This is a genomic window from Microbacterium sp. JAI119 (assembly GCF_013410135.1).
Taxonomy (GTDB): Bacteria; Actinomycetota; Actinomycetes; order Actinomycetales; family Microbacteriaceae; genus Microbacterium; species Microbacterium oxydans.
Map to the genome: position 1 here is coordinate 1783750 of NZ_JACCCK010000001.1, position 13135 is coordinate 1796884.

Annotated in this window: 16 protein-coding genes; 15 read left to right on the top strand and 1 reads right to left on the bottom strand. The window is 66.9% G+C overall.

Going from position 1 to position 13135, the window contains the following annotated elements:
• Positions 1-65: 65 nt before the first annotated feature.
• From HDC31_RS08585 to HDC31_RS08625, 9 genes are all read left to right on the top strand, one after another.
• Positions 66-554 (top strand): MFS transporter permease, encoded by a 489-nt coding sequence (locus HDC31_RS08585; protein ID WP_113681922.1) that lies wholly within the window; start codon positions 66-68, stop codon positions 552-554.
• 168 nt (positions 555-722) lie between these two features.
• A complete protein-coding gene (gene rplS / locus HDC31_RS08590; protein ID WP_045265383.1) occupies positions 723-1070 on the top strand; it encodes a 50S ribosomal protein L19 in 348 nt (115 codons plus the stop codon).
• 117 nt (positions 1071-1187) lie between these two features.
• Positions 1188-1913 (top strand): signal peptidase I, encoded by a 726-nt coding sequence (gene lepB / locus HDC31_RS08595; RefSeq protein ID WP_058630610.1) that lies wholly within the window; start codon positions 1188-1190, stop codon positions 1911-1913.
• Complete coding sequence (locus tag HDC31_RS08600; RefSeq protein ID WP_046747069.1) at positions 1910-2569, top strand: ribonuclease HII; 660 nt, start codon at positions 1910-1912, stop codon at positions 2567-2569. The genes lepB and HDC31_RS08600 overlap by 4 nt, the downstream gene beginning before the upstream one ends.
• Positions 2570-2641: 72 nt before the next feature.
• A complete protein-coding gene (locus tag HDC31_RS08605; protein WP_045265213.1) occupies positions 2642-2968 on the top strand; it encodes a DUF2469 family protein in 327 nt (108 codons plus the stop codon).
• Between the two features lie 128 nt (positions 2969-3096).
• Positions 3097-3459, top strand: a complete 363-nt coding sequence (locus tag HDC31_RS08610; protein WP_046747068.1) for a YraN family protein — start codon at positions 3097-3099, stop codon at positions 3457-3459.
• Positions 3456-4985 carry a YifB family Mg chelatase-like AAA ATPase gene (locus tag HDC31_RS08615; protein ID WP_113681923.1) on the top strand — a complete coding sequence of 510 codons (1530 nt, stop codon included), beginning with the start codon at positions 3456-3458 and terminating at the stop codon, positions 4983-4985. The genes HDC31_RS08610 and HDC31_RS08615 overlap by 4 nt, the downstream gene beginning before the upstream one ends.
• Positions 4982-6175: a DNA-processing protein DprA gene (gene dprA, locus HDC31_RS08620; protein ID WP_179516015.1), complete on the top strand. Its 1194-nt coding sequence runs from the start codon at positions 4982-4984 to the stop codon at positions 6173-6175. Before HDC31_RS08615 ends, dprA begins: the two co-directional genes overlap by 4 nt.
• Positions 6176-6230: 55 nt before the next feature.
• Positions 6231-7133, top strand: a complete 903-nt coding sequence (locus HDC31_RS08625) for a tyrosine recombinase XerC (protein WP_113681925.1) — start codon at positions 6231-6233, stop codon at positions 7131-7133.
• Positions 7134-7155: 22 nt separating this feature from the next.
• On the opposite strand, the gene HDC31_RS08630 is transcribed toward HDC31_RS08625, so the two are convergent.
• The gene (locus HDC31_RS08630) at positions 7156-7692 is read right to left on the bottom strand and encodes a M23 family metallopeptidase (protein WP_113681926.1); all 537 of its coding nucleotides are present in this window, start codon (positions 7690-7692) and stop codon (positions 7156-7158) included.
• Positions 7693-8063: 371 nt separating this feature from the next.
• Here HDC31_RS08630 and rpsB point away from each other — a divergent pair, with 371 nt between their 5' ends.
• The 6 genes from rpsB (at position 8064) to HDC31_RS08660 (ending at position 13043) form a co-directional block, all read left to right on the top strand.
• The gene (gene rpsB, locus HDC31_RS08635; RefSeq protein WP_046747065.1) at positions 8064-9014 is read left to right on the top strand and encodes a 30S ribosomal protein S2; all 951 of its coding nucleotides are present in this window, start codon (positions 8064-8066) and stop codon (positions 9012-9014) included.
• A gap of 41 nt (positions 9015-9055) precedes the next feature.
• Positions 9056-9883 (top strand): translation elongation factor Ts, encoded by an 828-nt coding sequence (gene tsf, locus HDC31_RS08640; RefSeq protein ID WP_045265219.1) that lies wholly within the window; start codon positions 9056-9058, stop codon positions 9881-9883.
• Between the two features lie 92 nt (positions 9884-9975).
• Complete coding sequence (gene pyrH / locus HDC31_RS08645; RefSeq protein ID WP_046747064.1) at positions 9976-10692, top strand: UMP kinase; 717 nt, start codon at positions 9976-9978, stop codon at positions 10690-10692.
• Positions 10693-10759: 67 nt separating this feature from the next.
• Positions 10760-11314, top strand: a complete 555-nt coding sequence (gene frr / locus HDC31_RS08650; RefSeq protein WP_017830710.1) for a ribosome recycling factor — start codon at positions 10760-10762, stop codon at positions 11312-11314.
• 5 nt (positions 11315-11319) lie between these two features.
• Positions 11320-12465 (top strand): phosphatidate cytidylyltransferase, encoded by a 1146-nt coding sequence (locus tag HDC31_RS08655; protein ID WP_061018443.1) that lies wholly within the window; start codon positions 11320-11322, stop codon positions 12463-12465.
• Complete coding sequence (locus HDC31_RS08660) at positions 12465-13043, top strand: DivIVA domain-containing protein (RefSeq protein ID WP_058630616.1); 579 nt, start codon at positions 12465-12467, stop codon at positions 13041-13043. Before HDC31_RS08655 ends, HDC31_RS08660 begins: the two co-directional genes overlap by 1 nt.
• Positions 13044-13135: the final 92 nt, after the last annotated feature.

Here is a 13135-nt window from a genome sequence, read left to right on the forward strand (position 1 = left end):
AGGAAGGCCGAGCGCTCTCAGCGAACACAGGAGCGCGCGTCGGATCGTCGTCGTACGATCTCAGCATGTGGTTGCGACAGGCCTACTTCCGATGGCTTCTCCCGGCGGCCTTCCTGCTGCCCCTGTGGCTGCTGATCGGGTGGGGTGTCTTCCAGGGCGGCTGGTCGATCCTGTGGGTGCTGCTCGTCGCCATGCCCTCCGTGTTCCTCGGGCAGCTTCTCCTCACCCTTCTGACGCGGTCCCGTCCGTCCGTCCGCATCGAGCGAGCGGTCTCGTGGTGGGACGTCGCCGGGTTCACGATCTGGAACGGCCTCACGATCGCGGTCGGGTTCTTCATCGACGGCGCATTCCCGTGGTTGCTCACGGGGGCTATCGTCGCGGGGATCGCGCTGATCTGGCTGCAGTTGTGGCAGCTGTGGAACGAAGCGAGGGGAAGTGGGGCGCGGTTGCGCGAGACCATCTCCTGGTCCACGATCCCCACCGTCGATGAGCCGACCGTGCCGACGCGTGCGCACGAGGTCATCGTGGTGCGGGAGACGGACACCCGGGACTGACATCGCGTTTTGGTCCGTCACCGCATTCGTGGCAGAATGAATGTTTGTGCTGTGACCGGCTCTGCCACAGGGGAGCCCGCGGACGCGTCAGCTCCGTACAGTTCAACCCTTTTCTTGTTCCTTTGAATACATGCATGCGACCTGTGGCGGGTGCAGAGAGAGACGATCATGCAGATCCTCGACGCCGTCGACGCGGCTTCCCTCCGTTCGGACATCCCGGACTTCTTCCCCGGTGACACCGTCAAGGTGCACGTCAACATCACCGAGGGCAACCGCTCTCGTATCCAGGTCTTCCAGGGCGTCGTCATCGGTCGCCAGGGTGACAGCGTGCGCGAGACGTTCACCGTGCGCAAGATCAGCTTCCAGGTCGGCGTCGAGCGTACCTTCCCGGTGCACTCCCCGGTGATCGACCACATCGAGGTCGTCACCCGCGGTGACGTGCGTCGCGCGAAGCTCTACTACCTCCGCCAGCTGCGTGGCAAGAAGGCGAAGATCAAGGAGAAGCGCGACCGCTGAGTCGACGCATCTCCGAAGCACCCCGGGACACGATGTCCCGGGGTGCTTCGTTCTCCCTCCGGTGTGCGACCCTAGATATCGTCGCCGCGCGCCGGCGCATGATCGCGAAGGAACCAGATGACTGAATCCCCATCCGCGCCCACGTCCAGACGACGCCGCGGGTTCCTGGTCTTCCTTCGAGACGTGCTGGTGATCGTGGTGATCGCCGCGTTGGTCTCCTTCGTCGTGAAGACCTTCGTGGTCCGTTCGTTCTACATCCCCTCCGCGTCGATGGAGCGCACGCTCCTGGTCAACGACCGCATCCTCGTCGACGAGCTCACTCCGCGCTGGACCGACTACGAGCGCGGAGACGTCGTCGTCTTCAAGGACCCGGGAGGCTGGCTGGACGGACAGCCGCAGACGCCCGCGCAGCCGCCTCTGGTCGAGGCCGTCGACTGGGTACTGAACTTCGTGGGCATCTCCGCCACCGACTCCCAGGATCATCTCGTCAAACGGGTGATCGGGCTTCCCGGCGACCACGTGGTCTGCTGCAATGCGCTCGGACAGATCACGATCAACGGTGCGCCCATCGACGAGCTCAGCTACCTGAATCTCCCTCAGGGCGACACTGCCGCGTCGAACGAGCCGTTCGATGTCGTGGTCCCGGAGGATTCCGTGTGGCTGCTGGGTGACAACAGAGACCGCTCGCGCGACGCCCGCGCGCACCAGGACCTGCCCAGCGGAGGCTTCGTCCCGATGGAGAACATCGTGGGCAAGGCGTTCCTCACGACCTGGCCGTTGAACCGGCTGGGACCGATCGACGGCCACCACGAGATCTTCAACGGCGTTCCGGATCCGGAATGACCGTCATCGCGCCGAAGCTCACCCTGGAACGTCGGCTCCTCGGTGAATGCGAACTGATCATCTCCCTGGACGAGGTCGGTCGTGGTGCGCTCGCGGGGCCGGTCGCGGTGGGTGCTGCCGTGATGGATGCGACCGGTGCCCGCCGTCGTGTGCCCGAAGGATTGCGTGATTCGAAGCTCGTGACGGAGAAGCGCAGGCCGGAGGTGGCCGCCCGTGCCGCCGCGTGGGTGCAGGCGTCAGCGGTCGGTTGGGCGAGTGCGGCGGAGGTCGACGAGGTCGGCATCATGAGGGCGCTCGGACTCGCCGCGTCCCGCGCGGTCTCGGCCGTCGCTGCGCAGGGTGCCGTGCTCGACGGAGCCCTCATCCTGCTCGACGGGAACCACGACTACGTGTCGAAGGTGCACCCGACTCCGCTGAATGTGCGTCCCGTGGTCAAGGCGGACCGTGATTGTGCTTCGGTATCGGCGGCCTCCGTCATCGCGAAGGTCGCGCGGGACGGCTACATGGCGGAGCTTCATGAGACGCATCCCGCGTATCAGTGGAACCGCAACAAGGGCTATGCCAGCATCGAGCACCGCGATGCGATCCGGACGATCGGGCTGTCGCCGCACCACAGGGCGTCGTGGGCCATAGCTGACGCTCCCACGCTGTTCTGACAGAGGCACCGAGGACGCGCCCCGGCAGCCGATGACGCTCCCCGGTGCCCGCGACTCTAGGATGGACACATCATGGATGAGGAAGCCTTCGACGACTACGACCGCGAACTCGAGCTGGCACTGTTCCGGGAGTATCGGGATGTGGTGTCGCAGTTCCAGTACGTCGTGGAGACCGAGCGCCGGTTCTACCTGGCCAATGACGTGAACGTCGTCCGCCGGGACACCGAGCACGACTTCTATTTCGAGATCTCGATGACGGACGTCTGGGTGTGGGACATCTACCGTGCCGATCGCTTCGTGAAGGCTGTGCGCGTGCTCACGTTCAAGGACGTCAACGTCGAGGAGCTGCAGCGCAGGGAGTTCGAACTCCCGCAGGAGCTCTCGCTCGACGGCGAGTGACGAAGACTCTCGCGCCGATGCGCCCGGACTCACTCCACACTGCGCTGAAGAGCTGACTTCTCCCCAGACGCCGTGAATCTGCAGCCGTGCCCCGACCCCGGGAAGCGTGTCCACGTGATGCTGGGCAGATGGCAGCGAAGGATGAACTCGGAAGAGCGGGAGAAGACCGCGCCGCGCAACATCTGAGGAGCAGCGGGTACACCGTGCTCGCGAGGAACTGGCGGTGCGCACAGGGTGAGATCGACATCGTCGCCGTATGCGGCGATCATCTCGCCGTGGTGGAGGTCAAGACACGGCGGACGGACGCATTCGGGCACCCGTTCGAGGCGATCGACGCGCGCAAGCGCCGGCGGCTCTGGCAACTGGCGCAGGCGTGGATCGCAGAGCATCCGGGAGTCGCGCGAGGGCGAGACGTGCGCCTCGAGGCGATCGGCATCATCGGAGCCGATCCGACCACCGGTGTGCTCGAGCATCTCGTGGACATCGCGTGAGCACCGCGCGCACCTGGGCCGTCGCACTGACCGGCGTGGACGGACACCTCGTCGAGGTCGAGGCCGACATGTCGAGCCAGACGCCCGAGTTCCGGATCATCGGTCTTCCTGACAAGTCATTGGGCGAAGCCGTCCAGCGCGTGCACAACGCCTGCAAGAACGCCGGTTTGGATCTGCCACGTCGACGGCTCACCGTCAATCTCTCGCCCGCAAGCCTTCCGAAGCATGGCGCCGGGTTCGACCTGGGCGTGGCCGTGGCGTGTCTGGCGGCGGGCGGAGCCGTCGAGTCGCGTTCCATCGCCCGGACGGTCCATATCGGTGAACTCGGTCTCGACGGCAGGATCCGACCGGTGCCCGGTGTCCTCCCCGCGGTCTTCGCGGCGGCACGAGCGGGATTCGAGACGGCGATCGTGCCATACGGGAACGAGGCAGAGGCGAGGCTGGTGCCCGGTATCGACGTACGCGCAGCCGGGTCTCTGGCGGAGGTCGCCGTCTGGCACGGCGCCGACGTGGAGGTGCCCGATGTCGAATTCGTGGAGGTCGCATCCGACACGCGGAGCTCGCGCGACGCCCTCGATCTCGCCGACGTGATCGGGCAGGAGGAGGCCGTCGAAGCTCTCGTCGTCGCCGCTGCCGGTGGGCACCACTTGCTCTTGAGCGGTCCTCCCGGCGCCGGAAAGACGATGCTCGCCCGGCGTCTCCCCGGCATCATGCCCGCACTCGATGAAGAGGAGGCACTCGAGGTCGCATCCGTTCGCTCGCTCAGTGGAGAAGCGGTGTCCGCGCTGGATTCTCTCCCTCCGCTGGAGGCCCCGCACCACAGCGCGTCGGTCGCGGCACTGGTCGGTGGCGGGTCCCGTGCCGCGAGACCGGGAGCGATAGCGCGTGCGCACCGCGGCGTGTTGTTCCTCGATGAAGCGGCCGAGTTCTCACGCGTCGCGCTGGATGCGCTGCGCCATCCGTTGGAGTCGGGGGTGATCGCTGTGCATCGGGCCGGATTCACCGCGACCTTCCCCGCGAAATTCCAGCTCGTGCTCGCGATGAATCCCTGTCCCTGCGGAAATCATGGGGTGCGCGGTGCGGAATGCGTGTGCCCGCCGATGGCGATCAGACGCTACGCCACCCGTCTGTCCGGACCGCTCCGCGATCGCATCGACATCGATCTCCAGGTGACGAGGGTCGCCGCATCGCGGGCGATGGGTGACGCGAGTGCGGAGCTGACAACCGAGCGGGCGCGGGACCGTGTCGCGGACGCGCGGGCGAGAGCAGCGTCGCGTTGGCGGAGCACCCGATGGCGTCGCAATGCGGATGTGCCGGGCACCTGGCTGCGGCAGGGAGCGCTCCGGCTGCCCGCTTCGACGCGATCGCCGCTCGATCGGGCCCTGGAGCGTGGAGCGCTGACACTTCGCGGCTACGACCGCGTTCTCCGGGTCGCATGGACGATGGCGGACCTGGCTGCGCTGGACAGGCCGGGAACCGATGAGATCGGCCGCGCGCTGCACCTTCGACGGGGGTTGCCGCGATGATCGACGAGCTCCTGGCCGACGCCGAAGCTGTGGCCCTCACGGAACAGATCCACCCGGGTGGGAGTATGGACGAGTGCATGGCACGCGCCGCATGGACCGTGATCGCGGAGCCGGGCGATGCCGTCGCCGGCGCTCTGATCGCGGAGCTCGGTGCTGCGGAAGCACTCGCCGTGGCCGTGGGGCACTCGTCATCGCTGCTGTCTCCCGGGCGCGCGAACGCGGCGGCATCCCGCATGCTCGCCGACGGGCGTGCACGTTGGACCCCGCGGGCAGCACCACGAGCCGTGCTGGCAGCGCTCCACGGAGCCGCTGCCGCTGGTGTCCGGCTGCTGATTCCCGGCGACGCGGCGTGGCCCGTCGCCCTCGACGATCTCGGACCGCATGTCCCCGCCGCACTGTGGGTGCGGGGTCGTGTGGAGCTGCTCGACCATCAGCCTCGCGTGTCCATCGTCGGTGCGCGCGCCTCCTCGGGATACGGCGAGCACGTGGCCTCAGAGATCGCGGGAGATCTGGCAGCCACAGGCGTGGTGATCGTTTCGGGCGGTGCGTACGGGATCGACGGAGCCGCCCATAGAGCTGCCCTCGGAGTGGAGGGCGCGACGGTGGCCTTCCTCGCGGGCGGGGTCGACCGTGCTTATCCGGCGGGGCACCAGGCGCTCCTGAGGCGGATCGCCGAAGAGGGGGCACTGGTGAGCGAGCCACCCTGCGGCACGGCGCCCACGAAGTGGAGGTTCCTGGCGAGGAATCGTCTGATCGCCGCACTGGGACACGCGACGGTCGTCGTGGAAGCGGGCTGGAGGAGTGGATCGCTGAACACCGCCGGTCACGCTGCGACGCTCGGGCGTCCACTCGGTGCCGTCCCCGGAGCGGTGACCTCCGCGTCCTCAGCGGGATGCCATCGGTTGCTGCGCGAGTACGACGCGCAGTGTGTCACATCGGCGCAGGAGGTGCGCGAGCTGTTCGGCGCGATAGGTCATCGACCCGACACGAGCCCGGGGGAGCGGGATCCTCACCACGCTCGCATCCTGGAGGTCATGACCGTTCGGGCACGCCTCTCCATCGACGAGGTCGCCCGCCGGTCGGGGCTCTCCCCTGATCGCGTCCGATCAGTGCTCGGACTGCTGCACCTGGAAGGAGATGTCGCACTCGACAGCGCGGGGTGGCACCGGGCTGCGCCGCCCAGACGGTAGCCGATCCGACGGCGAGGCTGCCGGTCAGGGAGCTCGATCGCGGCAAGCTGGGGTCATGGAGATCGCGGCGGCCGCAGACGCATTCGCCGACCACCTGCTGCGGGTGCGTCGGCTGTCGTCGGCGACGGTGAAGGCCTATCGCTCCGACCTTCGCGACCTCGCCGCTTCTGCAGGGGGAGTCGCCGTCGAGGACGTCGACCTGGAAGTCCTCCGGGACTGGCTCTGGAACGCCACGCAGCGTGGAGACGCGCGGTCCACTCTCGCGCGCCGCGCCGCGACCGCACGGTCCTTCTTCGGCTGGGCAACTGAACAGGGGATCGCCGCGCATGACCCGAGCCTGAGATTGGTCGCGCCGAAGAAGGGGAGGACGTTGCCGACGGTCGCCTCGCGCGATGCGATGTCCGAGCTCCTCGACGCGCATCGCGCCACAGCGTCGGAGGTTGACCCGCTCGCGCTGCGAGACCATGCCATCCTCGAGCTGCTCTACGGGTCCGGTATCCGCGTCTCCGAGCTTTGCGGTCTGGACGTCGACGATCTCGACCTCGAGCGCGGCACAGCCCGAGTGGTCGGCAAGGGAGACAAGGAACGCGTCGTCCCCTACGGGGCGCCGGCACGAGATGCGCTCTCCGCGTACCTGCGACGAGGAAGGCCGGTCCTCATCGCCAGGTCACGGACCTTCACCCCCGCCGTGATGCTCGGAAGCAGAGGAGGGCGAGTGGGCCCGCGAACGGTGTACGAACTCGTCGCGCGTGTCCTGGCACCGATCGTCGGCGCGGAGACGATCGGTCCGCACGCGCTCCGTCATACCGCCGCCACCCACCTCCTCGACGGCGGAGCGGACCTGCGGGCGGTGCAGGAGATACTCGGGCATGCCAGCCTCGGCACCACGCAGATCTACACGCACGTCTCGACCGAGCGCCTGACGGCCACCTACCGGCTCGCCCATCCCCGCGCCTGACTCCGACGACTCGGAAGCTCGATCACGGGGCTTCGCAGCAGGGGAGGAGCACTGCGCGCGGAACATCGCCGAAGAGAAGCATCGGGTTGATGTAGTCCCCGTCGAGACGCACGCCGAGATGGATCGCGCCGGGCGGTGTATGCCCGCCAGCATCGACCACTCCGATCTCCTGACCCTCCGCAACGAGATCGCCGACCAGGAGATCGGATCGCAACGGTTCGAATGTCGACACCAGCCCGCCGGCGTGCTCGATGGTGATGAGCTGCCGATCCACGACCGTCCCGCGGAAAGCGACGACTCCGTCAGCAGGAGCCGAGACCGTCGTCCCCATCGCGGCGCTGAGATCGACGCCACGATGCCCGGCGCCGTATCTATGAGCCGGAGCGCGGTAGGGCGCGATGACCGAGCGTGGTCCGGTGACCGGCCAGCTCCAGGCGGGTACGTCAGGCTCGTCGGACCGCGCCGCCGCGCCGGGGGAGAGCATCACTGCGAAGACGACCGTCGAGACGACGAGAAGAGTCGCGGTGAGCAGGGCTCGTGTTCTGGATCTCAAGCGCATGAAGGCATCCTGATGGCTCGACGCTGCCGCGGTGCACCGTGCGCAGTACGGCGTACACATCCGGGGAGTAAGACGTGACACGACGCCACTGTGCAGAGGAAGCCACTGTGCAGAGGAAGCCACGGTGCAGAGGAAGCCACGGTGCAGGGGAAGCCACGGTGCAGGGGAGCCGGCCGTCTGATCCTGTATGCTGGAGGAGCACCTCGAGATCGAGGTGACTACGCGTGCCCAGAGCGACTCGTTTCGCGGCATCCACTCCCACAGGTCCTGTCCTCCGACAGGCGGGTGTGAGCCGGGCACCAGGGAGTCCGATCATCCGGTCGGCTTGCAACCTCAACGGCGCAGAATCGCGCCAGAACCAGGAGACGACCATGGCTGTGGTCACCATCCGCCAGCTGCTCGACAGCGGCGTGCACTTCGGACACCAGACCCGTCGGTGGAACCCGAAGGTCAAGCGCTTCATCCTCACCGAGCGCAGCGGCATCCACATCATCGACCTCCAGCAGTCGCTCGGCTACATCGACAAGGCGTACGACTTCGTCAAGGAGACGGTCGCCCACGGCGGCACCATCCTCTTCGTCGGCACCAAGAAGCAGGCGCAGGAGATCCTGGCGGAGCAGGCGACGCGTGTCGGCCAGCCGTTCGTGAACCAGCGCTGGCTCGGCGGTCTCCTCACCAACTTCCAGACGATCTCGAAGCGTCTGGCTCGTATGAAGGAGCTCGAGGAGCTCGACTACGAGACCCCGGCGAACAGCGGCTTCACGAAGAAGGAGCTGCTCCTCAAGAAGCGCGAGCTCGACAAGCTGCACAAGTCGCTCGGTGGTATCCGCAACCTCACGAAGACGCCGTCTGCCATCTGGGTCGTCGACGCCAAGCGCGAGCACCTCGCCATCGACGAGGCCAAGAAGCTCGGCATCCCCGTGATCGGCATCCTCGACACGAACGCCGACCCGGACGACTTCCAGTACCCGATCCCCGGCAACGACGACGCCATCCGTTCGGTGTCGCTGCTCACCCGCATCATCGCGGACGCTGCGGCCGAGGGTCTGCAGCAGAAGCACAACCCGGAGACCGGTGACGCCGAGCCTCTCGCCGACTGGGAGAAGGAGCTCCTCGAGGCCCCCGCACAGGAGGTCCAGGAGTCCGCTGACGCCGCCGAGGTCACCACCGCGGATGACGCTGCCGCGGTCGTCGAGACCCCCGCTGCCGACGAGACCGCCGCCGACGAGGCCGGTGCAGAGGCACACGACGAGGCGATCGCCGCCGCTTCCGGTGAGGAGACCGCTGAGGTCGCCGCCGCCGAAGCCGCTGACGCCAAGTAATCCCTCGTACACACACCTAACGAAGCAAGGAGCCACCACACATGGCCAACTTCACCATCGCTGACCTGAAGGCGCTGCGCGAGCAGCTCGGCACCGGAATGGTCGACACCAAGAAGGCGCTCGAGGAGGCCGACGGAGACGTCGCGAAGGCCACCGAGATCCTGCGTCTCAAGGGTGCGAAGGGCAACGCGAAGCGCGCTGACCGTTCGACCAGCGAGGGACTCATCGTCGCTCGCGAGCAGGATGGCGCCGTGACGCTCATCGAGCTCGCGTGCGAGACGGACTTCGTCGCGAAGAACGAGCGCTTCATCGCGCTGGCCGACAAGGTCGCCGACGCCGCTGCCGCGGTGAAGGCCGACTCGGTCGACGCCGCCCTGGCTGCATCCGCCGGCGACAAGAGCGTCGAGCAGGTCATCTCCGAAGAGGCTGCGATCATCGGCGAGAAGGTCGAGCTGCGTCGAGTGCGCACGATCTCCGGCGACAAGGTCGAGGTCTACCTGCACCGCACGAGCAAGGACCTGCCGCCGCAGATCGGCGTCGTCGTCGCCTACACGGGTGACGACGCCGAGACCGCGCGCAGCATCGCTCAGCACATCTCCTTCGCCAACCCGTCGTACCTGTCCCGCGAGGACGTCCCGGCGGACGCTGTCGAGAAGGAGCGCGAGATCGTCACCGAGATCTCCCGCAATGAGGGCAAGCCGGAAGCGGCTCTCCCGAAGATCGTCGAAGGCCGCGTCTCCGCGTTCATCAAGCAGGTCGCCCTGCTCGAGCAGGACTACGCCAAGGACAACAAGCTCTCTGTCGCCCAGGTGGCGAAGGACGCCGGTATCACCGTCACGGACTTCGCGCGCTTCAAGGTCGGCGCGTAGCAACGTCGAAGGGGTTCGGATCGTCATGATCCGAACCCCTTCTTCATGCCCACGAGGCACTATCTTGAATCGGGACGAGAGGACACCCACCCATGACTGAACGCACCGGACGCCGCCGCGTCCTTCTCAAGCTCTCCGGAGAGGCCTTCGGCGCTGGACAGCTGGGCGTCAACCCGGATGTCGTCAGCCAGATCGCGCGCGACATCGCCGCTGCCGTCGACCGCGTCGAGGTGGCGATCGTCGTCGGGGGAGGGAACTTCTTCCGCGGAGCCGAGCTGAGCCAGCGCGGCATGGACCGTGGACGCGCCGATTACATGGGAATGCTCGGCACGGTCATGAACGCACTTGCGTTGCAGGACTTCCTCGAGCAGGCCGGTGCCGCCACGCGCGTGCAGTCGGCGATCTCGATGACTCAGGTCGCGGAGCCCTACATCCCGCGTCGGGCTGAGCGTCACCTCGAGAAGGGGCGCGTCGTGATCTTCGGAGCCGGCGCGGGTCTTCCGTACTTCTCGACCGACACGGTCGCGGCTCAGCGTGCGCTGGAGATCGGTGCGGAGGAGGTCCTCGTCGCCAAGAACGGCGTCGATGCCATCTACACCGCGGATCCGAACAAGCACGCCGACGCCGAGCGCATCGAGCGGGTCACCTACAGCGACGCACTGCAGCGGGGCCTGAAGGTGGTCGATTCGACAGCGTTCAGTCTCTGCATGGACAACAACATGAACATGCGGGTCTTCGGCATGGAGCCGGCGGGCAACGTCACCCGCGCTCTGCTCGGAGACCCGATCGGCACGCTGGTCACCACCTGAGTGTGCGACGGGCGGAGACGACTTCGCCCGATAGAATTTGCAGAACACCCCGACGATAGGAGTCACCGTGATCGCGGACGTCCTCGCTGAAACCACCACTCGCATGAACCGGGCGGTCGAAGCTGCCAAGGAGGACTTCTCCACGGTGCGCACCGGTCGTGCGAACCCGCAGATGTTCCAGAAGGTGCTCGTGGACTACTACGGCACTCCCACGCCGATCGCGCAGCTCGCGTCCCTGGCGAACCAGGAGGCGCGGACGCTCATCATCACGCCGTACGACAAGTCCGCTCTGAAGGCGATCGAGCAGGCCATCCGCGACATGCCGAACCTCGGTGCGAATCCCACGAACGACGGCAACCTGGTGCGTGTGACAATGCCGGAGCTCACCGCCGAGCGGCGCAAGGAGTACGTCAAGCTCGTCAAGACCAAGGCAGAGGACGCGAAGGTCCACGTCCGTGGCATCCGCCGCAAGGCCAAGGATGAGCTGGACGCGCTCAAGAGCGAGCTCGGCGAGGATGAGATCGCTCGCGGTGAGAAGGAGCTCGATGTTCTGACGCGCCAGCATGTCGATCTCATCGATGACGCGCTGAAGCGCAAAGAGGCAGAACTCCTCGAGGTGTAGTCGGGATGTCTGACGAAACGCGAGATGCCGACGACGACAAGCCGTTCGCGCGTCGAGACGCGCATCACGGTACCCCGTCCGAAGGCGTCCCGCTCGTCGATGCGGCGTTCCCCACGTTCGACAGTGCCGAGGTACCCCCTCGGCCGCCACTTCCAGCCCCCGCGGACCGCGTCGCAGTCGGGGACATCAGCTCCCTGGACACGGCAGATCACAACGCCATCCGCGAGCAGTGGCGGGCGGCGAGGGATGAGCTCGGCAGCCACGTCTCCCACGCACGTGACCAGCTCGACCAGGCGAACGAGCGCATCAAGGAGCGCACCGGCCGGGATCTCATCCTCGCCACGGTGATCGGCCTCGCGTTCGGAGCTGCGCTGCTCGGCTCCCTGCTCTTCCTCAAGGTGCTCTTCGTCCCGTTCGCCCTCGCGGCCGCGTTGCTGGGCGTGTACGAGCTCTCGAGAGCCCTGCGGGGTTCCGGGCGGCGAGTCGACGTGGTGCCCCAACTGATCGCAGCCACTTTCCTGGTGCTTTCGGCATACTTCGCGGAGCCGTGGCTCTGCTGGGTGATGCTCTTCGTGTCCGTTGCCTTCGTGATCGTCTGGCGACTCATCGCGCAGATGGTGGAGAAGGACGGACGGACTTACGGCGACGTGCTCGCAGACGCCGTGATCAGCGGCTTCGTCCAGGTGTACGTCCCCTTCCTCGCGGGTATCGCGCTCATCCTGCTCAAGCAGGAGGGCGGTGAGTGGTGGGTGCTCAGCTTCATCGCGATCGCCGTCGCCGCCGACACGGGTGCCTACGCCGCCGGTCTGGCCTTCGGCCGACACCCCATGGCGCCGAAGATCAGTCCGAAGAAGACCTGGGAAGGGTTCGGAGGTGCGGTCGCCGCGTCCATCGCCGCTGGCGTGCTGCTGGCGATCTTCCTCCTGGAGCTGCCGTGGTGGTGCGGCCTCGTGTTCGGTGTCTCGATCCTGCTCTCAGCGACGCTCGGCGACCTGGGCGAATCCATGCTGAAGCGCGACCTCGGCATCAAGGACATGAGTTCCTGGTTGCCGGGTCACGGCGGGCTGCTCGATCGACTCGACAGCATCCTTCCCTCCACCATCCCCGCTCTGTGTCTCTACTTCCTCTTCTCTCCTTGGGTGGCTCTGTGATGACCGAAGATCAGTTGGACGAACAGCCCACGCAGGCGCCCGCGGCGTTCGCCCTCACCTCCGGACGCGTGCGCGGATACCACCGTGCAGCCGTCGACACGTTCCTCGCCTCGGCCCGCCGCGCCTTCGAAGAGGGCGGCGCTGACCTCAGCGCGGAGGATGTGCGGACGGCCTCGTTCCCTCTGGTCAAGAACGGCTACGTGGTCGCCGATGTCGATGCTGCACTCGGACGCGTCGAAGATGCCTTCGCCGCGCGGGAACGCGAGCGAGTGGTGCGCGCACAGGGGGCCGGAGCCTGGGTCGAGCGGGCACGGGAGGACGCGCAGGTCATCTTGGATCACCTGGCTCGCCCCCGTCGGCATCGTTTCGCCCGCACCGGGGTGCTCACTTTCGGCTATCGTCTCGACGAGGTCGACCACGTGTCGACCCGCATCGTTCGTTACCTGCGTGACGGGGACGCCCTGACCGCCGAGCAGCTGCGGTCCGCAGCCTTCCGGATGCAGCGCGGCGGGTACCGCGAGGAGCAGGTGGATGCCCTTCTCGACGCCACGATCGACGTCATCCTCGCGGTTCGTTGAGGTTCCTGATGGTCGATTCAGGCGACCTTGCGTAGACTGTCCCTCATCGTGAACTCCCGAAACGACATGACTCTAGACAGAAACGACCGTTC

Coding starts and splice junctions, on each gene's coding strand:
- HDC31_RS08585 (WP_113681922.1), top strand. CDS start 66: ATGTGGTTGCGACAGGCCTACTTCCGATGGCTTCTCCCGGCGGCCTTC.
- HDC31_RS08605 (WP_045265213.1), top strand. CDS start 2,642: ATGGATGAGGAAGCCTTCGACGACTACGACCGCGAACTCGAGCTGGCA.
- HDC31_RS08630 (WP_113681926.1), bottom strand. CDS start 7,692: ATGCGCTTGAGATCCAGAACACGAGCCCTGCTCACCGCGACTCTTCTC.
- HDC31_RS08655 (WP_061018443.1), top strand. CDS start 11,320: ATGTCTGACGAAACGCGAGATGCCGACGACGACAAGCCGTTCGCGCGT.
- dprA (WP_179516015.1), top strand. CDS start 4,982: ATGATCGACGAGCTCCTGGCCGACGCCGAAGCTGTGGCCCTCACGGAA.
- pyrH (WP_046747064.1), top strand. CDS start 9,976: ATGACTGAACGCACCGGACGCCGCCGCGTCCTTCTCAAGCTCTCCGGA.
- rplS (WP_045265383.1), top strand. CDS start 723: ATGCAGATCCTCGACGCCGTCGACGCGGCTTCCCTCCGTTCGGACATC.
- HDC31_RS08660 (WP_058630616.1), top strand. CDS start 12,465: ATGACCGAAGATCAGTTGGACGAACAGCCCACGCAGGCGCCCGCGGCG.
- HDC31_RS08625 (WP_113681925.1), top strand. CDS start 6,231: ATGGAGATCGCGGCGGCCGCAGACGCATTCGCCGACCACCTGCTGCGG.
- lepB (WP_058630610.1), top strand. CDS start 1,188: ATGACTGAATCCCCATCCGCGCCCACGTCCAGACGACGCCGCGGGTTC.
- HDC31_RS08610 (WP_046747068.1), top strand. CDS start 3,097: ATGGCAGCGAAGGATGAACTCGGAAGAGCGGGAGAAGACCGCGCCGCG.
- tsf (WP_045265219.1), top strand. CDS start 9,056: ATGGCCAACTTCACCATCGCTGACCTGAAGGCGCTGCGCGAGCAGCTC.
- rpsB (WP_046747065.1), top strand. CDS start 8,064: ATGGCTGTGGTCACCATCCGCCAGCTGCTCGACAGCGGCGTGCACTTC.
- HDC31_RS08600 (WP_046747069.1), top strand. CDS start 1,910: ATGACCGTCATCGCGCCGAAGCTCACCCTGGAACGTCGGCTCCTCGGT.